The sequence below is a fragment of the Thermogemmatispora sp. genome (assembly GCF_042408735.1).
Classification (GTDB): domain Bacteria; phylum Chloroflexota; class Ktedonobacteria; order Ktedonobacterales; family Ktedonobacteraceae; genus Thermogemmatispora.
In genome coordinates this window covers 26,965-49,674 of the sequence record NZ_JBHOQV010000001.1, presented here as the reverse complement: position 1 = coordinate 49,674, position 22,710 = coordinate 26,965, and the positions used below count along the sequence as shown (strand labels likewise).

General features: G+C 61.2%; 18 protein-coding genes. 10 read left to right on the top strand and 8 right to left on the bottom strand.

The window, feature by feature from the left end; genetic code table 11:
• Positions 1–81: 81 nt before the first annotated feature.
• On the bottom strand, positions 82–273 hold the full coding sequence (locus tag ACFMO7_RS00180) for a hypothetical protein (protein WP_376793518.1): 192 nt from the start codon (positions 271–273) through the stop codon (positions 82–84).
• A 213-nt stretch (positions 274–486) separates the two neighbouring features.
• Positions 487–2,631: a polysaccharide lyase family protein gene (locus ACFMO7_RS00175; protein WP_376793517.1), complete on the bottom strand. Its 2,145-nt coding sequence runs from the start codon at positions 2,629–2,631 to the stop codon at positions 487–489.
• A 345-nt stretch (positions 2,632–2,976) separates the two neighbouring features.
• On the opposite strand from ACFMO7_RS00175, the gene ACFMO7_RS00170 reads away from it, so the two are divergent.
• From ACFMO7_RS00170 to ACFMO7_RS00155, 4 genes are all read left to right on the top strand, one after another.
• On the top strand, positions 2,977–3,543 hold the full coding sequence (locus tag ACFMO7_RS00170) for an RNA 2'-phosphotransferase (protein ID WP_376793516.1): 567 nt from the start codon (positions 2,977–2,979) through the stop codon (positions 3,541–3,543).
• A 457-nt stretch (positions 3,544–4,000) separates the two neighbouring features.
• On the top strand, positions 4,001–4,552 hold the full coding sequence (locus tag ACFMO7_RS00165; RefSeq protein ID WP_376793515.1) for an HdeD family acid-resistance protein: 552 nt from the start codon (positions 4,001–4,003) through the stop codon (positions 4,550–4,552).
• Positions 4,553–4,736: 184 nt separating this feature from the next.
• A complete protein-coding gene (locus ACFMO7_RS00160) occupies positions 4,737–5,828 on the top strand; it encodes a hypothetical protein (protein ID WP_376793514.1) in 1,092 nt (363 codons plus the stop codon).
• Between the two features lie 102 nt (positions 5,829–5,930).
• On the top strand, positions 5,931–7,322 hold the full coding sequence (locus ACFMO7_RS00155) for an FHA domain-containing protein (RefSeq protein WP_376793513.1): 1,392 nt from the start codon (positions 5,931–5,933) through the stop codon (positions 7,320–7,322).
• 127 nt (positions 7,323–7,449) lie between these two features.
• Here ACFMO7_RS00155 and ACFMO7_RS00150 read toward each other — a convergent pair whose 3' ends face one another.
• Positions 7,450–8,208: a hypothetical protein gene (locus ACFMO7_RS00150; RefSeq protein WP_376793512.1), complete on the bottom strand. Its 759-nt coding sequence runs from the start codon at positions 8,206–8,208 to the stop codon at positions 7,450–7,452.
• A gap of 186 nt (positions 8,209–8,394) precedes the next feature.
• On the opposite strand from ACFMO7_RS00150, the gene ACFMO7_RS00145 reads away from it, so the two are divergent.
• Positions 8,395–9,657, top strand: coding sequence for a 3-oxoacyl-ACP synthase III family protein (locus ACFMO7_RS00145; RefSeq protein ID WP_376793511.1), 1,263 nt, complete (start codon positions 8,395–8,397; stop codon positions 9,655–9,657).
• 243 nt (positions 9,658–9,900) lie between these two features.
• Here ACFMO7_RS00145 and ACFMO7_RS00140 read toward each other — a convergent pair whose 3' ends face one another.
• Positions 9,901–10,788: a GNAT family N-acetyltransferase gene (locus tag ACFMO7_RS00140; RefSeq protein WP_376793510.1), complete on the bottom strand. Its 888-nt coding sequence runs from the start codon at positions 10,786–10,788 to the stop codon at positions 9,901–9,903.
• A gap of 243 nt (positions 10,789–11,031) precedes the next feature.
• Between ACFMO7_RS00140 and ACFMO7_RS00135 the strand changes: the two genes are divergently transcribed.
• Positions 11,032–11,820 carry a phosphatase PAP2 family protein gene (locus ACFMO7_RS00135; RefSeq protein ID WP_376793509.1) on the top strand — a complete coding sequence of 263 codons (789 nt, stop codon included), beginning with the start codon at positions 11,032–11,034 and terminating at the stop codon, positions 11,818–11,820.
• 262 nt (positions 11,821–12,082) lie between these two features.
• Positions 12,083–12,568 carry a PaaI family thioesterase gene (locus tag ACFMO7_RS00130; protein ID WP_376793508.1) on the top strand — a complete coding sequence of 162 codons (486 nt, stop codon included), beginning with the start codon at positions 12,083–12,085 and terminating at the stop codon, positions 12,566–12,568.
• A gap of 276 nt (positions 12,569–12,844) precedes the next feature.
• Here ACFMO7_RS00130 and ftsH read toward each other — a convergent pair whose 3' ends face one another.
• A complete protein-coding gene (gene ftsH, locus ACFMO7_RS00125) occupies positions 12,845–14,998 on the bottom strand; it encodes an ATP-dependent zinc metalloprotease FtsH (protein WP_376793507.1) in 2,154 nt (717 codons plus the stop codon).
• 448 nt (positions 14,999–15,446) lie between these two features.
• Between ftsH and arsN2 the strand changes: the two genes are divergently transcribed.
• The 3 genes from arsN2 (at position 15,447) to ACFMO7_RS00110 (ending at position 17,760) form a co-directional block, all read left to right on the top strand.
• The gene (gene arsN2 / locus ACFMO7_RS00120; protein WP_376793506.1) at positions 15,447–15,899 is read left to right on the top strand and encodes an arsenic resistance N-acetyltransferase ArsN2; all 453 of its coding nucleotides are present in this window, start codon (positions 15,447–15,449) and stop codon (positions 15,897–15,899) included.
• 194 nt (positions 15,900–16,093) lie between these two features.
• Positions 16,094–16,738, top strand: a complete 645-nt coding sequence (gene sigZ / locus ACFMO7_RS00115; protein WP_376793505.1) for an RNA polymerase sigma factor SigZ — start codon at positions 16,094–16,096, stop codon at positions 16,736–16,738.
• Between the two features lie 221 nt (positions 16,739–16,959).
• The gene (locus ACFMO7_RS00110; protein ID WP_376793504.1) at positions 16,960–17,760 is read left to right on the top strand and encodes a methyltransferase domain-containing protein; all 801 of its coding nucleotides are present in this window, start codon (positions 16,960–16,962) and stop codon (positions 17,758–17,760) included.
• 103 nt (positions 17,761–17,863) lie between these two features.
• Here the strand turns inward: ACFMO7_RS00110 and ACFMO7_RS00105 are convergent, their stop codons facing one another.
• The 3 genes from ACFMO7_RS00105 to ACFMO7_RS00095 form a co-directional block, all read right to left on the bottom strand.
• A complete protein-coding gene (locus tag ACFMO7_RS00105) occupies positions 17,864–18,706 on the bottom strand; it encodes a hypothetical protein (RefSeq protein WP_376793503.1) in 843 nt (280 codons plus the stop codon).
• A gap of 181 nt (positions 18,707–18,887) precedes the next feature.
• On the bottom strand, positions 18,888–20,312 hold the full coding sequence (locus tag ACFMO7_RS00100) for an APC family permease (RefSeq protein ID WP_376793502.1): 1,425 nt from the start codon (positions 20,310–20,312) through the stop codon (positions 18,888–18,890).
• Positions 20,313–20,575: 263 nt separating this feature from the next.
• Positions 20,576–22,057, bottom strand: coding sequence for an APC family permease (locus ACFMO7_RS00095; protein ID WP_376793501.1), 1,482 nt, complete (start codon positions 22,055–22,057; stop codon positions 20,576–20,578).
• Between the last annotated feature and the right edge of the window lie 653 nt (positions 22,058–22,710).

The following is a 22,710-nucleotide window of genomic DNA, read 5'->3' as shown; positions in this document are numbered from 1 at the left end:
CCCTTACTCCGTTCCCCCTTGACCATGACCACAGGCCAGTTTCTTCTGTCCACTCTCGCAACGCTCCGGCGCCAGACGAGATTATTTCAGCGTCTTCTTGCGCCTATGCCATTGATCCAGAGAGCGGACCACGAAGCGCGGCTGGCCGTCCAGATAGATGGCCAGATAGTAGTAGTCAGGTTGCCCAACCTCGGGCAAAATGCGCGCCTCCACCTTTGGCGCTTCCTGTTGAATGAGCGTCTGTAGCTGCTGTGCCTCTTGATATGTGAGCATAGATGAAACCTCGGCTCATCGGAGCCGGTCTATCATGGTTTTACCCGCAGTAACGGAGAAGGCCAGTTAAGTATTGCAGCGATAAACGAAAAGGCTAGCGAGAAGAGGCCGTGCAGCCAGGGACCTGGCAGGGAGAGATAGACAGCGAGGCGCCCACGGTCAGAGAGCTACCGCGAGCGCCTCGCCCAAAGGAGGAGGGAAAAAGATCTGCTATCAGGCCAGTGTGCAGCTCTGACCATTCAGAGCGAACGAGGCCGGCGCCGGATTACTATTGGTCCAGGTGCCATTAAACCCCAGGCTCGTCGAGGCTCCTGGAGCCAGCACCGCGTTATAGCTCAGGCTACTGGCGCTGACCTGATTTCCCTGCTGGCTGAAGGTCGCATTCCAACCCTGAGTCACCGTTTGGCCAGCGCTGAAAGCAAAGGTCAGAGTCCAGCCGTTGATCGTACTGGTCCCGCTGTTCGTTAGAGTAATACTGGCTGTGAAGCCACCGGGCCACTGGCTGGTGACGCTATAGCTCACGCGGCAAGCGCTGGTCGTCACGGTGGCGGTCGGAGCAGGCGTCGGGGTGGGCGTCGCCGTAGGGGTAGGAGTGGCAGATGAGCTGCCGGTCACCTGCGGTCCCACCTCCAGCTTGATGGTATCGTACATGGCGCCACCGCCGCTGCTCACCGAGGTCATCGCGAAGGCCACCGTATTGCTGCCAACGCGCAGAAGCGAGGCCGGGAAGGTAAAGACCATCAGGTGATAGTAGCCGCTCTGGTTGGCACTGCGATAAATCGCCGCGTCATTCGCGTAGGCGGGATAGGAGCCAATCGCCGTCCCATTCACGCGGACCGTTACGGCAGCGGTGCGCGTCAGACCTGCCAGCGCCACCGTGAGGTGGGCATCGCCGCTATAGCTTTGACTGACAGAGAAGTTCACGTTCCAGGTGCCGACCGCCGTCTGAGCGTAGTACCAGTTGTTGGCCGGCGTGCTGGAGCCAATGGTATAGGTCAGGTTCGCTGGCACCTGGTTCCAAAGGCCATACTGGCGCGGCAGGTTGCCCAGACGGAACTCAGCCGCCTTGCGGTCCGCAGTGCCGATCTGCCAGAGGAGGGTGCTGTAGCGCACCGGCGTCCAGGTCAGTGTCCCCAGGTTTGTGCTCGTGCCACTGATGTTCACATTATCCAGCTCGTACTGATCTGTAATATCACCGATGCTGCCGCCGTTGGCCCAGGCGTAGAGGCTATAGCTGCCCGGGCGCACCTGGCGAATGGTAAAGGTGCCTGCGGCATCAGCCACCGTTGTAAAGATGTAGCCGGCTCCCTGGGCATAGACATCGCCGCCAGGCTGGGCCAGGGTCACCTGGGCCCCAGCGGCGGGACGCCCATCGGCCAGGCGCAGGGTACCTGTCACTGTGGTCCGCGTGAGCGGATAGGCGGCATTGGAGAGCCAGCTATAGGGCCACTGTTGTTGCTGGAGGGCGGCCTGGGCCTGTGCGTCGCTGATGCTGCCGTTGTTAAAGTAAACAAACCAGGGACCAAAGAGCTTGCCGTTGGGGATCGTTACCTCCGGCGTTCCAAAGTGGGCGCTGATCAGCATATTCAGGACGACTGCGTCGCCAGTACTGCTGTCAACGTGGACCGTCAGGTCCTGCTTGAGCGGACCACCGTTGTTGTACTCGTGGCTGGGTGAAATCAGCCAAACGCCATAGCCGTTGCCGTAGACACCGTGCAGCAGGTCTTGACTCATCAGGTAAGTGGCCGCATCATATTTCGTATAGATGGTGCCATCGCTGAGCTGATAGGTGGAGTCCTGCAGCTCGGTGGCCGCTTGAATCTGGCTCAAGGTTGGAAAGGGAATGGCGCTTAGAACCCCGTTATAGCCCGTGCGGAAGATCGAACCGTCGACGCGGTAGAGGGTGCGAAACTCGCCAACGGTTCCGATGCCGGTGGCCAGAAAGTAAGAATAGAGGCCACTGACTCCGCTGCGCACTACGTAGTGCAGCGCGCCCCAGCTACTGATGTAGGCGATATCGACCATGCTCGAGGTGTTGGTCACCACGGTGAGCTGGGTCGGACTGAAGCCCGTGCCGCCGTTGATCGAGCTGTAGAAGCCCTTGGCTGGCCCAATCAGCTCTTTGCCCTGCCAGACCAGCGAGTAGCCGGTGCCGGAGCTGTTGAATTTGATCGTAAAGATGCCATTGCTGATCGTCGCGCTCATGCCAGAGACGCTTAAGGTCACGGGCGAAGCCGCCTGAGCCGGCTGGCCGGGCAGAACGGTCGCCAGGCTCATACTGCACAAGACAAGGAGAAGGATCAGCAGACCGGAGAGTATTCCCGGGAGGAGAAGAGAGCGGAATCTCGTGCCAGACATATAGCGATTCCTTTCTGTGGCTCATTCTGCTTTCATCCTGGAAAGCAGCTCTAAGGCGGTTGTATTGACCAAGGCTCCCCTTAGACAGGGAGGGAAGGCAGGCTCAGATGTGCGCTGGCACCCGCCGGCACCCTCCCCATACATAGAGAAGTATACATCAAGAGGATTGCGGCCAGCAGTAGGTGAGAAGAATGTCAGGCTGTGTAACAGGTAGCATGATGGTGGGCTGCATCAGCTTGGAAGAGATTGACGCAGGAGCAGACCATCACCGCGCTAAAGTCCGGCGACGCTCGGATTATCTTCAGCAAGACTAGCGAAGGAAAGGTGAAAGGAGTTTGCCGCCTGATGAAAGGGAGAGAAGAAAGGTCGATCGATTATCTGAGCCTGAGCCGGACAGTAGCGCATGCCCTGCGCCATCAGCCGGCGCGGTACGGGTTGCAGCTAGACGAAGAAGGCTGGGTCTCCGTGGAGGAGCTGCTACATGCCCTGCGTCAGCGGCGGGCGAGCTGGCGCCACCTGCGCGAGGAAGACCTCGAGATTATGATGGCCAGCGCCGAGAAGCAGCGCTACGAGCTACGCGCTGGCAAGATACGGGCTCTCTACGGGCATTCGCTGCCTGGTCGCTTGCCAAAGCCAGAGGCCACTCCGCCTGAGATCCTCTATCATGGGACCTCACCGGAGGCGCTGCCCACCATCCGACGCCAGGGACTCAAGCCCATGCGCCGGCAATACGTCCATCTTTCTGCCGATCTGGCCACCGCCAGCCAGGTTGGCAAGCGCCACACGAACCAGCCCGTCGTTCTCGTGGTACGCGCTCGGGAAGCTAACGAGCATGGCGTTCGCTTCTACCGTGGAAATGACCAGGTCTGGCTGGCCGATGCCATTCCCCCGGCCTTCATCCGCTTCCCGTGAACGCGAGCCGGCGCCGTCTCGATCTGACCTCCTTGGGTCTAATCTCCCCGGGTGCCGCGCGATCCCTACTTACCTCCTCGCTCTATTGGGAAGAGGCACTTGAACCGTATTCATCGCTGCGGGGATCGGCGCTGCCATACGCCCGCCTGAGCAGCGTAACGCCGACAGCGCCTTGCACCATCACTATCATCGCCACCTCCAGCGGCATCGCCTGCTCCCAGGCGCCGGCAGGAAGGAGGAGGGAGGAACAGCGAAGGCCACGCTGGCTGAGCTAAGCGGCGGTTGTCTCCCCAGGCGTCTAGAGGGCGTGTTCCCTATGTAAGGATGCTGCAAAGGTCCGGCTGTTGTTATTCCTGATGGGAGGCAGACAGGCAGGGGAAGCATCAGCTCGCCTGCTGTGCGGACTGTGCGGAAGACGACATGACCGCTAGAGCGCAGAAGAAGGAGCGTGATAGGTATGATGACCGGTTATCAGATTTCTCAGCATGCGTGGTGGATACTGGCCGTGCGGGGAGTTGCCGCCATCCTCTTTGGAATCGCCGCCCTGCTCTGGCCTCATCTCACCCTGCTAGTACTGATCTATCTCTTCGGAGCCTACGCCCTGATTGATGGCCTGGTCGCCGTTGCTGTAGCGCTGCAAGAGCGCCATATAGTCGGCCACTGGTGGATTCTCCTGATTGAGGGGTTGGCTGGTATCCTGGCGGGTCTGCTGGCCTTCTTCTGGCCGGGTATCACGGCCCTGGTCCTGCTGGCCCTGGTAGCCACCTGGGCCATCCTCACAGGAGTGATCGAGGTGGCGGCAGCCCTAAGCTTCCGGCGCTCGTTCGGCTTAGAATGGACGCTGGTACTGGCTGGCGTGGTCTCTATTCTCTTGGGGATTGCCCTGGCCTTGAGTCCTGCGGCTGGCTTGCTGGCTCTGGTCTGGCTCATCGGCCTCTATGCCATCGTCTTTGGCCTGCTTCAGCTCATCCGCGCCTTTCAGTTTCGCGCCGCCCTCCCCTCGTGGTGAGGGCTGGTCTGCCAGCTGAAAGAAAAGAGAGAGGCCCAGCCCGGCCCTCAGCTCCCCTCCTGCCCAGGCTTAGCCCCCAACAAGTCCTATGTCCTTTGTCGGCTCTGACACACTCTGATATAATGCCTTCATCCCACACCACACTCTCCTGGTGCAAAGCAGGCAAGGGGCGAGAAAAGAGGCAATGGCCAGAAAAATTGTGGTCCTGTTGCTGGCAGTTGGCGGGCTGGTGGGCCTGGGGCTGGGCTACGTCTGGGGCGGTCTGCAGAGCTACGCCCGCTATCAGCAAGCGAGCCTGGAGGGCCGTCAGCACTGCGGCGGTCAACTGCCGGTCCGTGTCTGCGTCAATGCTCCGCAGGAACTGTTCTCCGCCTTTTATCCCTCTTACCTGCGCACGGGGAGCGCCGTTGTGGAGGTTCTCGTTAGCAGCACTGCCGGCCCGCAGGCGCTGCGCATCAGCGTGAGCATCGAGGGATTCTCGCAGGTGGAGACGCGCACGGTGAGCGCCGCGGAGCGGGTACAGAGCGTTGGCTTCGTCCCTCCCTTGCTAGAGGGGGCCTTGCGCTCGCTGACTGGCGATCGTCAGGCTCGGCTGCAGGTGACGGTCGCCGACCTGCAAGGCAGGCGCTATTATAGCAACGATATCCCCCTGCGACTCCATTCGCGGCGCCTGATGGCCTGGTCTGCGGCCAACCGCCTGCGCATTGCGGCCTGGGTAACGCCGACGGCTCCGGCCGTTGAGCAAGTGGTGACGCACGCTCTAACCTATCTGCCGCAGCAACCGCCGCCAGCTCCTCTGGCAATGACGGGCTACTCCGGAACAATTTTGCGCCAGGTGCTTGATCAGGTCGATGCCCTCTTTGATGCTCTGCGGCTTGACTATGGCCTGCGCTGCCAGCGCCAGGGTCTCCCGTACGCGGGTCCGGAGAGCACGGCCTCCGCGACCCAGGCGATTCGCCTCCCGTCAGAGGTTCTCCAGCAAGGCGGGGGCTCCGATATCGAGGTGACTCTGCTGCTGGCTTCGGCGGTCGAAAGCATTGGCCTCCATGCGCTTATTGTGGTGCTGCCCGATCGGACCCTGCTCGGGGTGGCGCTCTCACCCGATGATCAGGGCTTTGGCTATTGGGATGTCAGCGAGTTGAGTGCTGCCATGACAGGCGATGCTGTTAATGTTGCCAGCGATGCGCTCTACGCGAAAGAGGAGAAACAGGGTGCTGTCATCGACAGGATTCTGATTTCTGAGGCTCGCCGCGCTGGCGTTGAGCCGATGCTCTAAGCGATGGTGCACGTGTGAGGAGGGAGTGCTACGAGTAGCGTTGCTTTTCCTGAATGGTTTAGCTTCGGTTGCTACGGTGGCCTCCTCTGTTGCCTGCTCACAATGGCCGGAGAGGTCTTTTATCAGGGGCTGGGCCGCCGCGGAACAAGACGCCAGCTCGCCGGTGCGCTGCTGGTGGAGGGGCTGTCTGCTCTCCTGATCGCTCCCGCTCTCATCTGGTTCTATCTGCGTTTTATACCCCTCCAGCCGGTGCTCCCCTCCTCGGAGGTAGCGGCCATGCTGACCTATGTGGCTCTGTGCGGCTGGTGTCTGCCGCTGAGCGCGGGCCTGGGCTATGGCCTCTTTGCCACGCCTGCTTCCGCCGCGCGGGGCAGGGTCCAGGGAACACGCGCCTTGTCGCGTGGTCTGAGCGCTCCCCAGGCTACTCCGCCCCCGCTCTCTCATCCGCCGCATCCGCCGGGTCTGACGGCGCCCTTTGTCTTCAACGCCGATACGCCCTGGGGCTGGCTGGAGCATCGCAATGGTCGCCTGCAGGGTCAGCGTCTGGCTCTGACCCGCGCCTTTGTGCGCCTGGGAAGGGGCGAGGAGAACGATATCTGGCTCGACGATGATCTGGCCTCGCGCTACCATGCTGAACTGATTTGGGACAATGGCCAGGTCTATGTGACCGATTGCAACAGCCTCAACGGGGTCTTGGTCAATGGACAGCGTGTCTCTGGCTCGGCTCTCTTGCGCTCGGGGGACCTGTTGGAGATCGGCTCGCTGCGCTTCCTGTTTGAGCTAGCCGCTCCGACGCGCGCGGCTGCTTCCACCGACGATGATCCTTTGCTGCGCCATCCTCATCCCCTGCGACCGGTACGTTTGCAGAGGAGCCAGGCCACGCCGCCGGCGACGCCTTCTCCATTGCTCTCGGCCTGGGAGCAGCCATTTGAGGCCAGGCCCGAGGGGGAGCCAGGAGCCTTTGGCGGGATAACGCCGCTACCCCAGGGACCACAGGCCCCCGCGGAACCGCCGCCGTCCACGACTGTGACAACGCCTTCTGAGGCTCTGCCAGCGCTGCGTGCGGTGACGCATGTGCTCCTCATCTGCAATGGGGCTCTTGTGGGTCGCAGCTTCGTTTGTAACGGGCCGGCCCTGGTCATCGGGGGCGATCCGGGCTGCGAGGTCTGTCTCCAGGACCCGTCGTTGGCCCCGCGTCATGCGCTCTTGCTGGTGCGCTCCCAGCGCCTCTATATCCAGGATCTGACACAGGGCGCGACGCTGGTAAACGGAGAGCCGCTCAGTGGGCCACGGCTGCTGGAGAGTGGCGATCTGTTGCAGGTGGGGGCCATTCTGCTTCAATACAGGCCGTTAGTCCCCTCGCAAGCGCCGGAGGAGCCTCTGACGGCCCCGACCTCCAGCGAGCCGCTTTTTTCTGGGACCCAGCTCACCCAGTCACAATTTCAGTCCCAGGGGCAGCCGCAGGCTCAGCCGTTCTGGCCTCCAGAGCATTAGCCTGAATGAAGTCCGGCTCGGGCCTGGCTCTCCAGTCCCAGCCGGCTGGCCCGCGATCGCCTTCCCTTCCTGCGGCTTGCTTTTGGCTCCTGGCTGACCGCTGCCCGTGCGCCTCCGATCCTCCCTCCTACCAGTCCAGGCGGATCTGGGCGGCGGCATTGTGGGCGAGCAAAGGTTTGCCCTGGCCTGGGTAGAGATAGTAGATCTGGAGGTCACGCAGGACGCGCAGCGTCTCCTGCTGTCCACGCGGGTCGCCGCTGGCATGAAGGATAGGCATTCCTCCTTCGGTCGTGCTCATGGCGGCTCCTCCGATCAACTCCCAGGAGAAAGGGTTATAGAGGCAGAAGTGGCCACGAGCCGCGCCGCCAGTGGCAATGACTCGCCAGTCCTCGTGACGCGGCAGGCCCCCCACGTCGTGTAGCCAAATGCTCACCTGGCGCAGGTGAGGGTTGGTAAAGGTCAGCAAGGCGTCGAGTGAGAATAGCTCGCCGGCGCGAAAGGCAAGCGGAATAGGCAGGGTACCGCCATCGCCATTGCCTGCGGGTCGGCGGTCGTTCGTGGAGGAAGTGCGGCCCCTGGTCCTGGCCAGGGCGGCGACAGGAGCTGTGCAATACGAGCGCAGCGTCTCGATCCCCCCACTTTGGTTTGTCTCCTGGCTGGTTAACACGATCAGGTCGATGTCGCTGGGAGAGCGCTTCAGGAAGCGCTCGACGTAGTGCAAGATCAGCCGCCCGTTGAGAGAGGAGCGAGGGTCGACGACCACCAGGCTGCCATCGTCGATCAGGTAGGTGTTGAGCATGCCGAAGCGGTCGGTGATCGTGTGCACCTGGCGAAGCTTCTGGGCGGTCCGGGTCGGGACTTCCTGCCCGGGCAAAATAGCAGTCATGCGTCTCTCTCCTCTGATAGCGCGATAGCTGCCTTTTCTATCCTATCACTCTGGTCAAGAACAAGCTGGGCGAGATCGCTGGCCAGTAGCCTCAGAATGGAAGCGGCCACGGCCACGATATGGTATACTTGGAATAATCGGTCTTATGCCTGATCATCGAACGTCATTGAGGGAGTTCATCAAGCAATGACATCCTTCCCTGTAGACGGATCATGGCCACAGTATAACTACATTGTGCCTGAGATCTACACCCGCGCCAATGTGCGCCTGATCGGCCTGGGCACCTATGCCCCTGCAGGAATCATCACCAATGATTTTTTTGCCTATATTTCGACGCGCCTGGGCGATCCGCGCAAGGCTGAGGACCTGGAGCGGGTGACGGGCCTTGTGACGCGCCATGTCCGCGCAAGCACGCTAGAGCTGTGCCGCAGGATGGCCGGTGAGGAGGCTCCCGGCCTGATCGACAGTCCCGAGGCCCCGCGCGATGAATCGCTGGTCGATATGGCTGTTGTGGCGGCACAGCGTGCTCTGGCCAGTGCTGGTCGCTCTGCCTCCGAGATCGATATGATCGTGGGCGCTTCTTCCTCTGACAACGATGCTTTTCCGACTATCGCCGGTCAAGTACAGCACCGCCTCGGCCTCAAGCCCATTCGGGCCACGATGCTGCGCGGGGCTTGTGCCTCGCAGACCGAGGCTTTTCAGGTCTGTGCTGAGGCTCTTGCTTCTAGCACGGCTCGCCTGGTGCTGTTGGTGATGGCGGAGGGCCTGCTGCCTAATATTATGCATATTCTGGACTGGAAGACCAGCTCGCTCTTTGGCGAGGGCGCGGCAGCCTTCTTGCTGGAGCGCGGCGGGGAGGGAGATGAGACCTATGCCATCAGCGGCTACGACGCCGGCCAGGCTCCGGCTCTCTTCTATCAGACGCCGCTGCGCAAGGATTCCATCGAGATGGCTGAGGTCGATATGAAGATTCTCCAGCTTTATCGGGAGGGGAAGGGCAAGGAGCTGGCGCAGTTGCTCTCGCAGAATCTGGTCGGCTATACCAAGATGAATGGCAAGGAGGTTTTTCGCGAGGCTCCGCGGGCTATGGCGGAGGCGGTTGACGCCTGTGTGCGCCATGCTGGCCTTGCCTATGATGAGGTCTCCTATATTATTCCCCATCAGGCTAACTCTCGCATTACGCGCCGCCTGGGTGAGCTGCTGGTCCATGACTATGGCTGGCCAGCTTCTACAATGGAGAAGCTGGTCGATAATTTCCGCTATTACGGGAACCTCTCAAATGCCAGCATTGCTACGGCAATGGCCGAGCTGATCTATCATGACCAACTCAAGGATGGTCAGTGGTTGGCCTTACCTGCGGTTGGCGGCGGCATGCACTATGGCTGTTGGCTAGTGCGCTACCGCGTCCTGAAGAACCCACACGCGGTCATGAAGCCCCTGGAGCATTGAGCCGCTCACTCCCTCGCCCGGCTGGGAACCGACTGACCGCCCAGATAAGCAAGAAGAGCGGATTTTGGTCTTGGAGAGGCGGGATGGCCTGAGCAGGTCCAGCTCACTGGCTGGATCCCGACCGGCTGCCTCTGTTCTGCTCAGGAGGCTATCCCGCTTGTTGCCTGGGCGAGGCGTTGGAGTAACCTGGCCGGCGCCTTCGGCTCATCTTGGGTGGCAGATGGGAGGTTGGACCTGGGCTGCTCAGGTCAGGCTGCGCTCATAGGTAATGTAAGGATTCTCAGTAACCTGGTACTCGGCGCCGGCAAAAGTATCGCGCACCATTAGCAGATCGGGCACGTGGGCGCGCACCGCCTCGAGGTTGCGCTGAGCTGCGAGATGGCGCAGAACGTAGGCGAGCTGGCCAATGGTGTCGGCGGTGGTGCCATCGATATAGCCGATGAAGAGATACCTGCCGTGGCGTCCCTCGCGCTGCTCTGTCATCATTAAGCCATCGAGACGCTCCCAGCGTCGCAACAGGTAGACCTCGCCAGCGGCAATCTTGGTCTTCAGCAGGCGATCGCTGATGCTATAGGCGATGAAGCCCGAGTAGTAGAGGCCACCGGTCAGAGGGAAGATATTAGAGACGTTGAGATAGTCGATGATCTCCTCAAGGTCCTCGGGGCGGGCTAGCTCTGGGCTGGGAAGCGAGGCCAGGCGCCGCGGCAGCTCCGGTAAGGGCGGAGCCTGGTATGGAACAAAGCTGCCGACCTCCTGCATCCGACTCTTCTTGACCAACGCAATGGCTGCGCTGTTCGTGGCCTCGGTGAGCAAGCGCACGGTAGTTGCTCCACGGCGTATAGCCTCAGCCATAGCAGCCCGATGCAGGGCCGAGGCGACTCCCTGGCGGCGATAAGCCGGATCGACGCGCAAGCCCTCCAGCCAGGCCTCGCGCTCGTTGAGCATGCGCAGATGAAGCAAACCGACGGCGCGCCCGTCGCTGGTAGCCACCAGCAGTAGCCCTTGCGGGTCCTCTAGCCAGCCATCCCAGGCTTCAGCGATGTAGTCTCCCCATTCCCAGGTATGACTACAAAAAGCAAGGATCGTCTCGCGGTCCTCTGGAAGTGCGGGACGCACCTCAAAAGTTGCCATTGTACTAGCTCTCCTTCTTTCCCCTCTTCAAGGCGGAGCAAAGCCTGCTATGAACTCTTCGCCGCCGTCCCTTCCCACCAGATATAATACAACAAGAAGGCGACTCGCCCAGGTCGCGAGCGACCCCGTCCACAAGGAGGCGACAGGTCCGTTAGAATGGCAGAGCGTTCCCCTCAGAGTGAGCAGCCAAAGAGAGAGAGAGAGGCGATCGCTGGAGGCGAAGAAGAAAGTCTCCTGACAGAGATGCAGCAAGAGATCCAGGAAGCGCGGCTTCCCTGGTATCGGACCATACGCATACGTCGTGGCAGGCTCTTGCTGGTCCTCTATGCTCTCCTGCTGAGCGTCTTCGCCTTGCTGGCCTGGTGGGTACATGAGCACCCGGTGCTGAGTATCGACGTTGCCATCACGCGCGAGTTCCAGGAAGAGCAAAGCCCCTGGTTACGCACGCTGATGCTGGCCATCAGCTTGATTGGCAGTGTGCCGTTGCTGGCAGCGTTTCTGGTTGTGGCCACGGCCCTCCTGCTTTGGCTGGCACGCTTCCGCCTGGAGGCCCTCATTTTGCTTGGCAATTGTCTGAGCAGCGAGTTGCTCAACCGGACAGTCAAGCTGCTGGTGGCGCGCCCGCGCCCCTCGCCCACGCTGGTTGAGGTCCTGCAGGCTGCCAGCGGGGCCAGCTTTCCAAGTGGGCACGTTATGGCCTACGTGGCCTACTGGGGCTTAGTTTTTTCCTATGCCCTTATTCTCTTCGAGGGCTGGCGCTGGTGGCGCATCCTGCTCCTGCTCCTCTCCGCTTTCTTCATTGTGATGGTGGGGCCATCGCGGATCTATCTGGGGGACCATTGGGCCAGCGATGTCCTGGGGGGCTACCTCCTCAGTGGACTCTGGCTGAGCCTCTGGCTGCTCCTCTATCTTCGCCTGCGGGCGCAGGGTCTGTTGAGCCGGGCCTTGCCACGGGGAAGAGCTGGGACGGAGAAAAAGGAGGTCCGAGGGCCGGCTTCGCCCGCCTCCTGGCGCGAGCGAGACCTATCCTAACGGCAGGGAGCTGGTGGAGAGAAAGAGCGAGGCTGGCGCTGCCTTCCGCACTCCTCTCCTGCCAAAGGAGGCCGCCCTGGCGCGCTTGCCTCTGATCCTGGGGCTGTGATACACTCAGCCCAAACCGGTGGGGTCGGAAGGCGAGCAGTCCCTCTGCCAGCCCGCCGCCTCTCTGGGCGCGCCCGGCCCGGGTTGGGGACCTCCCGTTCAAACTCGCTCTGCCGGCGAAATTCTCCACGGAAGGACGCCCTCGGCTTGTTCTATGAAGCTCAACGACGATACCGACTACCAGCGCTGTTTTGTCTGTGGTAAACGCAACCCGTATGGGCTGCAGCTTGTCTTTCGTCGCGAAGACCGCAGCATTGTGGCCGATTTTCAACCACGCGAGGAGCACCAGGGTTTTCCTGGCGTCATTCACGGCGGCATCGTGGCTGCCGTCTTGGATGAGACTTTGGGACGGGCCTCGCTGCTGGCTGAGCAGCCTCAGTGGACCATGACGGGCAAGTTGGAAGTGCGCTACCGGCGCTATGTCCCCTATGGGCCTTTGCTGCGAGTGCGCGCCTGGCTCCTTAAAGAGCGACGCAGCATGCTCCAGGCACAAGGGATACTGACGCTGGCCAGCGACGAAAGCACACCACTGGCGGAGGCGCAAGGAATCTTTTTACCATTGCCAGAAAGCTTTGTAGATACCCTCATGCAAGATTATCCCGGACTTCGACAGTTCTTCACTGGGCAATTAGAGGAATGAACGGGGTCGAAGCCGGGATAGCGGTGGTGGCTCCTCGCGGCGCTGCCAGCTTGGTAGGGATAGGAGATCGCGGCGCTCTGAGCGAGGAGGTGGCATCTTGAGAGCTGCCGGCAGGCTCAAGCCTGAGCTGCGGACAGTAAACAGGCAGGCAGGCTAGTCGGGCTGCTCTCTCCTCCCGCCAGCCTGCCTGCAAGAGACTTGCGGCGCTTCGCTTCAGGCTATTGGCTTCGGTCTACCAGGTTCTGACGGATGGGCCGATGCCGCTTGCGCGCTCGCTCAGGAAGGGTGGCTACCATTGCCTGGGGCGGTGGGAGCGGGCGGCTCCGGCTCCTGAAGGCTCGTGCCGACCTCGGGAGGGGCCGGCGCTGGGGTTGGCTCAGGAGGGGCGATCACCTGGGGAGTGCCCAGCGGAGCCGGCTCGTCGGGGGCCGGCGTGGCCCCGGTCTCCTCCAGAATGGCGCGCAGTTGATCACCGTCGAGCGTCTCCTGGCGGCGCAGCTCCTCCGCGATGCGATCAAGCGTGCGGCGGTGCTTTGTCAGCAGGTCGATCGCCTGCTGATAGCAAGAGCGCACAATGCGTTCGACCTCTTCATCGATCAGCTCGGCGGTCTCCTCGCTATAGTCGTACGGCTGACCGACCTCCATTTCTGAGACACCCGAGAAGGGGCTAGGTCGCTCGCTGTAGGAGATCGTGCCGAGACGCTCGCTCATGCCCCAGCGCGTCACCATCTGGCGAGCGAGGGCGGTGGCCTTCATCAAATCGCTTTGGGCGCCGGTCGTGATGGTACCGAAGACGACCCGCTCAGCGGCCTGGCCACCAAGGGCGTAAGTAATCTGCGCCAGCAGATACTCCTTGGGATAGTTATAGCGGTCATCCAGAGGCGTCGACATCGTCACGCCCAGCGCCTGACCGCGCGGCACGATGGTCACCTTGGTAACCGGGTCGGAGTGTGGCGTGAGCAAGCCCACCAGGGCATGGCCTCCCTCGTGGTAAGCGGTCACGCGCAGGTCCTCCTCATTGAGCACTAGAGGACGCTCGGCGCCCAGCAGGATCTTGTCAAGAGCATCTTCGAAGCAGCGGCGATCGATATAGTCGAGGTTGCGACGGGCTGCCAGCAGAGCGGCCTCGTTGGCCAGGTTGGCCAGGTCGGCGCCGACCATGCCGGGCGTGGCCCGCGCGATGGCCTCCAGATTCACATCGGGAGCCAGCGGGAGATTGCGCGTGTGGATGCGCAAGATTGCCAGGCGTCCGCTCCAGTCGGGACGGTCCACCGTCACGCGGCGATCGAAGCGGCCCGGACGCAGCAGAGCCTGATCCAGACCATCGGGGCGGTTGGTCGCTGCCAGCACCACCACCGCCTGATGAGACTCGAAACCGTCCATCTCAACCAGCAACTGGTTGAGGGTCTGCTCGCGCTCCTCGTTAGTGTTGATACTGGCTCCACGCTGGCGCCCGACAGCATCGATCTCATCGATAAAGATGATGCTGGGAGCGGCCTTCTTGGCCTGATCGAAGAGGTCGCGCACGCGGCTGGCGCCGACGCCGACCAGGACCTCGACGAACTCGGAGCCGGACATGGAGAAGAAGGGGACGCCGGCCTCGCCGGCCACGGCGCGCGCCAGCAGGGTCTTGCCCGTTCCCGGAGGACCGACCAACAGGATACCACGCGGGATCTTGCCGCCCAGGCGCTGGAACTTCTGGGGCGTCTTCAGAAACTCGACAACCTCCTGCAGCTCGTATTTGGCCTCGTCGACGCCGGCCACATCGGCGAAGGTCGTGCTGGGCCGGTCTTCCAAAATCAGGCGCGCCCGGCTGCGACCAAAGTTAAAAATGCCCTGTTGCCCCTGCGTGGCTCGGCGAGTAACGAAGAAGAAGAGTCCCAGCAGGAATGCCCAGGGGAGCACGCCGATCAGCAGATTGATCCAAAAGCTGTTGTCGGGAGGCGCCTGATTCACCACCGTCACCCCCTTGGACAACAGCAGCGGGATCAGCTGCGGGTCGGTCTGGGGCTCTGGCAGTTGATAGACGTGATACTGTTGATAGCCGTCTACCTCCTGGCGGAAGTCGCCGACGATGTCCGTCTGCCCGATAAAGGTGGCCGTCTTGATGTTACCCGCGTTGATCTCCTGATAGAACTGTGTATATGTCAACTCCTTCCGTTGAGGAGAGGAACTACTATTGGCGTTGCTAATATAGCTATATAAGTACAACCCCAGCACCAGCAGGACTACCAGCAGCAGCCAGAAATTCAGGTTTGAGGAACGCGGCGGAGGACCCGAAGGCCCGCGCGACTGGTTGGGCGTCGACTGCTGACGCTGCGACTGGCGTGGCGGCACTGGTAGCAGCGGGGGTGGCGGCGTATTATTGTTATGTTGATGGTTACTTTGCTGTTGGGCGTGGTACAGACCAGATAATGGTTCTTTTTCCATTGCAAGACGTTCCTGCTTTCTGGTTGCGCCGTCTCTGGCTGAGAGCGATCTCCAACCGCTCCCTGGCACTGGCGTGACGCTTTCTGATGCTCCCTATAGCTACCCTATTATATCCCAGATGGGATGAAATTGCACACTGGCAAGTGAAGCCAGGCGGGCAGGAGGACCAGGCAAGTACCGGCTTGGCCTGCTTGCCGCCAGGCTCTCCCTCTTGCCCTGCCCTGGTTCTGCAGATATTACGAACGAACGTTGGTGGAGGTGCAAATCAAGTGACCGGGTGAACCTTTTCCCGCTTGCCTTCAGGCTCTAACTGCTATTCGCGCCGTGTCCACCGCCAGAAGGCTGGCTGCCGGCGTTCGCAACAAAACCTTCTCGGTCCAGCCCTGATGCTGGATGAACAGACCCCGGCCCGGTGAACAGGATAAGAGCGATCTGGAGGAGTGCACAAATGACTATCGAAGCAACAGATATACGGATTATCCCGGCCACCGCTGAGCAGCGAGCGATTATCCAGCGCCTTGTGCAAGAAAGCCAGCTTCCGCTTGCAGGACTGGAGCGCGACCTCTGGCGGGCCTGGCTGGCCTGGAAGGGAGAAACACCGCTTGCCTGTGCTGGCCTGGAGCGCTATGGCCGGCGAGCCTTGCTGCGCTCGGTCGCAGTGGCATCTGCCTGGCGCCAGCGAGGTGTGGGCAGCCAGCTTGTTCGAACAGTGCTACTGGAGGCCCAGGCCCTGGGCTTGAAGGAGGTCTATCTTCTGACCACAGGAGCCGAAGCCTTCTTTGCTCGTTTGGGATTTCAGCCGATTGCCCGTGACGAAGTGCCGATAGCCCTGCACGCTTCCGAAGAGTGGCGGGATGCCTGTCCCCAGACAGCCTGTGCCATGCTCTACCGGCTGTCCTAGCCAGACTGGAGGGCAGGAAGATCCGCCCTTCTTCATTTTCTTTTTCTTTATCTCGTGGCCCAGCTTGCCCTGGCCCGGCAGCCGATCCTGCTCCCGCTGAGATATCGGAGCCGGTCCCTTCCCGGCGGCTGCGTCCTTTAGAAGGAAGCGGCGTCTTAGTAGAGAAAGATCTGAAAGAAGAGAGGTCGGCCGTCATGTCCATTGCCACTGAAGATGTCTGGGTGGCCCTTCATGAGCCGCTGCGCGCCTTTCTCCGCCGCCGCCTACCCGACGACGAGAGCGTTGACGACCTTCTACAGGAAGTCTTTCTGCGGATTCATCAACATCGCGAGCGGCTGCGTACCTGCCAGAAGCTAGAGCGGTGGGCCTACCGCATTGCCCATCACCTGGTCTGTGATTACTATCGTCGGCGCCGGGCCTTTGTGCCTCTGGAACAAGGGACGGAAGCAGGCTCCCTGGCGCCCTCTGCTGAAGCAGAGCAGGAGTGCGAGGCCGCCCGAGCGGCCATCAAGCGCTCGTTGCCCATTCTCATCAGCAGGCTGCCCGTGGCCTACCAGGAAGCCCTCGTGCTCACGGAATATGAGGGCCTCTCACAGCGCGAGCTGGCCCAGCGCCTGGGACTCTCCTTCTCCGGAGCTAAATCGCGCGTCCAGCGTGCGCGCGAGCGGCTTCGTCAGCTCTTGCAAGCCTGCTGCCGATTCGAATTTGACCGCCTGGGACGGGTGATCGGCTATCGGCCCCTGGCCCCATGCTGTGTCGCTCCGGAAGCCAGCCAACAATGCTCTGTTCCTCCTTCCTGCCCCGCGATGCTCCCCTCGTCGCCGTTGTCTGGGCGCTGACCTCCTCTCCTTCTTCGCCCCCAGCTCGATAGCCTGGCGCGGGCCGGGCGCGGGGACTGCGTCCTTTTCGTAGGAGGCCCGTCTCTCTTCCCGAGACTGGCGATGAGCAACACACCCGGCAGGCAGAGATCGGTTGTGAGCAGGCCGCTTCGCTTCGCGACCGTTGGCGGTCTGTCTGTCTGCCTGCCTGCCAGAGATTAGTCAGATAGGAGGCTCCCAACATGGCTGAATTCCCCTTCTCGACAGAAGAAGCGCTACGATCCTTTATCTGCCGCTACTATCAGGAAAACCTCTCGCTCTCTGCTCAGGCTCGTTATTGTGAGAGGAGGCATCAGGGACTGGGCCGTAGCCAGTGCACGTGCTACAGACCAGAGCAGCTCAGGGTCCTGCCGGAGGAGCTACTTGCAGGCGCCTGTTGCTGTGGCAATCCGCTTGAACAGGCGGAGTTAAAGGCGGGAGAAAGCGTACTTGATCTGGGCTGTGGTGTTGGCCTCGACCTGCTGCTGGCAGCTCAGCAGGTCCAGCCTGGGGGGATCGTCTACGGTCTTGACATGAACGAAGCCGCCCTCGAGCGGGCTGAGGCCTACCGCAGGCAGCTCAACCTGGACAACGTGCGTCTTCTCCGAGGACTCATTGAAGAGCTGCCCTTAGCCGAGGCCACTATCGATGTCATCATCTCCAACTGCGCCATCAACCTCGTGCCAGACAAAGAGCGCGCCCTGCGAGAGGCCTACCGGGTGCTCAAACCTGGCGGCAGACTGGCCATAGCCGATACAGTCCTCGAAGGGGAGCCGTCGGATCTGCTCCGTCGTGAGCCACAGGCCTGGGCCGCCTGCCTGACCGGTTCTCTCAGCACAGCGATCTACCGCAAGCTCCTGGCGGCGACTGGCTTCAGCGATATTACCATTGAGCTAGCTGCCGGAGACTGGGACTGGCCGGCCTTCCTTGACGAAGAAGAACGCCAGCGTCTGCAAGGCCGCTGGCTGAGCGCCCTCATTCGTGCACGCAAACCGGCAGCCTGATTCCAGCGGCAAGAACCAGCTAGCGGCAGCGAGGATAGTGGGGGCAGGCGACAACCTCGATGCGTCGCGTCGGCGGCCCAACCGCCAACTACCTGGCAGCTCATTAAGGCTGTACCTGCGCGCGCAGCTGCAGCACAATCGAGGTCGTCGTCCCCGGAGCAATCTCCAGGCGATCGCCGGGCCGGTTAAGGGCATCCTCGCTGCCAACCGTTGGCTCGAAGCAGACAAAAGCGTGGTCGGGGCGGGCAGGCAGCTCTGTCCATACCTGCATATTATGCAGCGCATAGCGGCCAGCCTGGGGCACTTCCGCGATAGTCAGCATCCCCCGCTCGGGAAAAGAGATCGTCACCTCGCCAGTAAAGGGATAGGGAGTATCCGGAGGCTGGTGCTCCCAATCAATCCTGTTGGCTTCAAAGCCGGGCAAACCGACCACCTGCAGGCGGGGCTTGGCAGCCTGAGCCACCGCGAAATATGGATGGAAGCCGGGCGCAATCGGCATCGTCTCCACGCCGCGATTCTCCATCGCCAGCTTATAGGTCAGGGCGCCGGGCGCCACCGTCACCGTCACCCTGAAAGTAAACTCGTAAGGGTAGCAGGCCCGAGTGGTCTCGCTGCTCTCCAGCTGCAACTCGACCTGATGCTCGTCCGCGGCCAACAGGCTCCAGGGAAGCAGGCGTCCGAAACCGTGGATCGGCAAGGACGTCCCCTTCTCCAGGAACAGCCCATTGCGGAGGCGCGAAAAATTCGGGATCATCAGCGGCAGACCCCAGCGGCGGACATTGCCAGTCGCAAGAGGGCGATAGAGCACCTCCCAGGACCCAACCTGAAAGTGCGAAACCAGGCAAATCTCGGGAATCACCCCCACCAGCGTTTCCTGAGCGCGCAGCACAAGCTCACGCTCTGTCGGAAAGCGCAAAAAATCGGCGGGGAGCAAAGAAGAACTCATCGGCCGGACATCTCCCGGAAAAAGAATCTCTGGCCGCTATTGTAAAGAGCAGCGGCGTTGAAAGCAAGCTCAAGCGTGGCTCGTCCCAGCCCAGCCACCGAGGAGCGCCGATAATGCAATAAGCGAAATAAAAAGAGAGGCGGGACCGGAACGGCCCGCCTCTCGTCTACTGTCTGAGGACTTACTCGCCCTCCACATACACCTGGCTGCTCCGGCTCAGCACTTCCGGTGCGCGGAAGCGCAGAATCAAAGCGATGATGATCCCGATCACCAGCCAGAGCAACGCCAGCGGGAAAGCCCACGTTAGCGGAGCTTCATACTGCTGCGTTGCCTGTGACCAGAGCACGATCAGCAGGATCACTGCCGGGACGAGCGGAAGCAGGATATGGCGGAAGACATTGAACTCTTCGGAGTGCTCGCGCAGGTAGAAGACTGGCACCGCCACGCAGGTCGCCAGATAGACCAGGATAATCGGCAGCACGATAATCGTGCCGATCAGAGCGAAAGCCGTCGTCGTCCCAAAAGCCAGGCCGAGCGCCAGCGTGAGCACGATGCCCACCACCATCGTAAAGATAATGGCCACGTCGGGAGAAGCGAACCTGTTCAGGTGGGCCAGCCCTCCCGGCAGAGCGCGCACACGGCCCATCGCGTAGAGCACGCGCGAAACCGCGTTCACTCCAGCATTCGAATTGGCCAGCGCGCTATTGAGGATTGCCAGATTCACAATGATGCTGAAGCCGCCCCAGACGCGCTGGGCCATCGTGCCCCAGGGATTTGGATCGCTCACATAAGAAGCGATCTTCGCTGGTCCCCAACCGACCACCGCCGCATAGGCGCAGAAGACATAGAAAAGACCGATAAGGAGGGCCGCCAGCACAATAGCCAAAGGCACCGTGCGGCGCGGATTGCGAGTTTCCTCGGCCAGAGGGGCCGACGACTCGTAGCCGGCAAAGGCCAGAACCGTAAAGATCATGCCCAGCAGCACGCCCTGCCAGCCGCCGAAGCCCGACTGTGCGCTGGAGGCCGGATTAAAGGTTGCCGGCGTATTATTGCCGCCGGCGGTCACAACCAGCCAGATCGCCAGCAGCAAAAAGACCCCGATCTCGAGGCAGCCCAAGACCACACCCACATCGGCAGAGACCTTAATGCCGAAATAGGTCAGGGCGAAAATCACCAGCGCGAAGATCACACTCCAGATAGCCCAGCCGTAGGGGCCTAGCGACACGATCGAGTCCGCGACCGGTCCCAGGACCAGCAATTGCAGAGGCACAATCAACAGATAGGCCAGGTCGAAGATCCAGCCGGTCACCCAGCCGGGCACGGAACCGAGCGAGCGGCTGATATAAGTAAAGAAGCCGCCAGCCGAGGGCAAATGGCGCGCCAACTCCCCGATATTCAGAGCGATCAACACACTGACCACCAGCGTGATCGTCACCGCCAGGGGGAGAGCGGCCCCCGCAAAGGGCACGGCGGCACTCAGACTAAAAGAGACCGCGGAAGCCGGCGCCATCGTCGTGATCGATTGGAAGAGCACACCGGGTAAGCCGATCGTCCCGGATCGCAGATTGCTCTGCTCCTCGGTAGGTGCGCTAGACTTAAGCGTCATGGCGATCCACTCCTTTACAAATAACAAAATAGCCATCGGTGAGCAGCGCAGCGAGCGGCTGCTCAAATACAAGAGCGGCTCTTGCCCCACCGGGACAGGGCAGCAGCGCGGCACTTATCGCGGAGCGCAACGGGCGGATCGCGGTCCCGCGCAGAACGAGCCGGACCAGACAGTTGCGCTCCGCCGGCCAGCCAGTAAGCCACAGGCGCGAGAGAGGAAGGCAGCCGCTCCGGCACCCTGGAGCGGCAGAAGGCCCACACCATTCATGCCTCAAAGCTCTGGTCCTGCCAGGCGGCCTGGCTAATGGCAAACATACTGGCGATGCCGCAGGCTACCAGGCAGATCACCGTCAAGCCGCCCACAATGTACCACCACTGGCCGTTGCCGATCTGTTGAGGAATCGGCGAGTACAATAATGTTACAATCATGGCCATCAAACAGGCAAGGGGCGCGATGATAATGCAGAGCCACAACACCGGGAGTGGCACCACCAGCAAGCGCAGAAAGCGCTCGCGCTGGCGGAAATAGAAGACCGCCAGATCGACAAAGATAAAGATTGAAGAAAAAGCCCAGACCAGGGTGAGCACCGAGAGCGTCACCGTAAAGACCACCGCGGCCAGGTCGCTCGGCTGTCCCAGGGGCAACAAATAAGGCAGCAGGAAGATCAGCGCGGCGCACAGGCAGGCCACCACCGTCTGAAAGACAATAGCGTTGGAAGGCTGGCGGTTGCGGTTCAAGCGGCTCAGTCCCAGCGGCAGGAAGCGGTCGATACTGGCCACCATCAGCAGGCGAGCGAAGGCCACATTCAACACGGTGGTGAAGACCGGGAAATAGGCGATAACACAGACTGCGGCCACATTCCCCAGGAACTTGCCGAAGACGTGGTCGATCACACTAATCACGGCGAAAGGTCCCTGGCTGGCGGCGTCGGGGCCGAGAACGGCCAGGAGAGCAAAGGTAATTACCAGGTAGCTCAGGATCACGAAGAAGGCGCCCCAGGAGACATGGCGGGCGGCGATCCGCTCGCTGGCCATCTCGCCGCCCAGAATCATCGAGACATCGGCGCCGAGGTAGGCCAGAACCACGCTACCGTAGAGCACAAAATTGGAGGGATTGATCCCCCAGGAATGGAGATCGTTGAAGGGGGTGGCCGTAGCATGACCAGTTGCCAGCCAGATCAGGGCCGCACCACCGAGCAAGACCACCACCGCGTAAGTCAGAAGAGTGATCACATTCACCACCAGGCGCAGCGTACTCATCGGCTGCAAGGCGAGCACGGCCGAGACGATCAACAAGGCGATACAGAGCAGGCCCTGCTGCCAGGGCTGAGTCAACCAGGAAGCGTTCAGGCCCTGGATAAAGGTGATGCCAATACTCAGGCTTGCCACCATTGCCAGCAGGCCGGGCATCCAGAAAATCAGGCTGGCGAAGAAGCCCCAGAAATTCCCCAGAGCGCGGTGAGTCCAGACATAGGTTGAACCTTCGTGGGGATAAAGGACACCGAGTTGAGCCACCCCAATCACACAGGGGATAAAGAAGACCGCTGCTCCCAACAACCAGTACGTGAAGGCGGCGGGTCCAGCCCCTATCGTACTGACTGGGTTGTTGATGAAGAGCATGATCATCATAAAGATCATCGTCATATCGAACAAGCCGAGGGCCTGGGGCATCGTTCGTGGGACATAACTTTGAGAGGGGAGATCGCCCTTTTGCTGATCCAGACGCTGCAAAGCTTCGAAAGCCATCGTGATGAACTCCTGAACACTCAGATCGTCCCCAGCCAGGAAGAAAGCAAGGACTCCAGGACTGAAACAGAGCCGCTAGCAGAGCAGCCCATCCTGGTCCCGGCGGGAGGAGAGATCGCCCGGTCAGTCAACTTGCTGTGACTGTTGCCGTGACTGGCCGCTGGCTGGCAGTAGCTGCCTGGTTGTCCTGACCTTGCCGAGAGGCAAGGAGATGGAAGCATACAAATAGAGAGCTGGACCAAGCACAGCTGCTCTCGGCAAAGAAGGGACTCCCGGCCTTCGATCAAAAGAAGTCTCAAGTTGCTGGCTGCACTTCCCCTATCCTGGACCCACGGATGGAAAAGCGGAGAAGGTACACTCACTATAATAGATGAGCTGAGGATCAAGGTCTAGCCCTTTATCTGCAGATAGGAATGAAGTAATAGCGCTGCCCCATCCGGATGGCTCTCCCCTGGAGGGCGAGAGGAGTGAAGTGGGCGCCATCGTCTGAACCAGAGAGAAACGCCGGCTGCCAAAGAGAGGCAAAGAAGCTGCTCCTATTGCGTTTTGTTGCTCTGGCGTTTATACTGTAACCTGATAGCGTCAGAAGGTGGTTCTTTGTGGCAGATGGCCGGTTCGGCAGCGGGCGGCCATCGTGAAAAGGAAGCAGGTTT

Coding starts and splice junctions, on each gene's coding strand:
- ACFMO7_RS00180 (WP_376793518.1), bottom strand. CDS start 273: ATGCTCACATATCAAGAGGCACAGCAGCTACAGACGCTCATTCAACAG.
- ACFMO7_RS00175 (WP_376793517.1), bottom strand. CDS start 2,631: ATGTCTGGCACGAGATTCCGCTCTCTTCTCCTCCCGGGAATACTCTCC.
- ACFMO7_RS00170 (WP_376793516.1), top strand. CDS start 2,977: ATGAAAGGGAGAGAAGAAAGGTCGATCGATTATCTGAGCCTGAGCCGG.
- ACFMO7_RS00165 (WP_376793515.1), top strand. CDS start 4,001: ATGATGACCGGTTATCAGATTTCTCAGCATGCGTGGTGGATACTGGCC.
- ACFMO7_RS00160 (WP_376793514.1), top strand. CDS start 4,737: ATGGCCAGAAAAATTGTGGTCCTGTTGCTGGCAGTTGGCGGGCTGGTG.
- ACFMO7_RS00155 (WP_376793513.1), top strand. CDS start 5,931: ATGGCCGGAGAGGTCTTTTATCAGGGGCTGGGCCGCCGCGGAACAAGA.
- ACFMO7_RS00150 (WP_376793512.1), bottom strand. CDS start 8,208: ATGACTGCTATTTTGCCCGGGCAGGAAGTCCCGACCCGGACCGCCCAG.
- ACFMO7_RS00145 (WP_376793511.1), top strand. CDS start 8,395: ATGACATCCTTCCCTGTAGACGGATCATGGCCACAGTATAACTACATT.
- ACFMO7_RS00140 (WP_376793510.1), bottom strand. CDS start 10,788: ATGGCAACTTTTGAGGTGCGTCCCGCACTTCCAGAGGACCGCGAGACG.
- ACFMO7_RS00135 (WP_376793509.1), top strand. CDS start 11,032: ATGCAGCAAGAGATCCAGGAAGCGCGGCTTCCCTGGTATCGGACCATA.
- ACFMO7_RS00130 (WP_376793508.1), top strand. CDS start 12,083: ATGAAGCTCAACGACGATACCGACTACCAGCGCTGTTTTGTCTGTGGT.
- ftsH (WP_376793507.1), bottom strand. CDS start 14,998: ATGGAAAAAGAACCATTATCTGGTCTGTACCACGCCCAACAGCAAAGT.
- arsN2 (WP_376793506.1), top strand. CDS start 15,447: ATGACTATCGAAGCAACAGATATACGGATTATCCCGGCCACCGCTGAG.
- sigZ (WP_376793505.1), top strand. CDS start 16,094: ATGTCCATTGCCACTGAAGATGTCTGGGTGGCCCTTCATGAGCCGCTG.
- ACFMO7_RS00110 (WP_376793504.1), top strand. CDS start 16,960: ATGGCTGAATTCCCCTTCTCGACAGAAGAAGCGCTACGATCCTTTATC.
- ACFMO7_RS00105 (WP_376793503.1), bottom strand. CDS start 18,706: ATGAGTTCTTCTTTGCTCCCCGCCGATTTTTTGCGCTTTCCGACAGAG.
- ACFMO7_RS00100 (WP_376793502.1), bottom strand. CDS start 20,312: ATGACGCTTAAGTCTAGCGCACCTACCGAGGAGCAGAGCAATCTGCGA.
- ACFMO7_RS00095 (WP_376793501.1), bottom strand. CDS start 22,057: ATGGCTTTCGAAGCTTTGCAGCGTCTGGATCAGCAAAAGGGCGATCTC.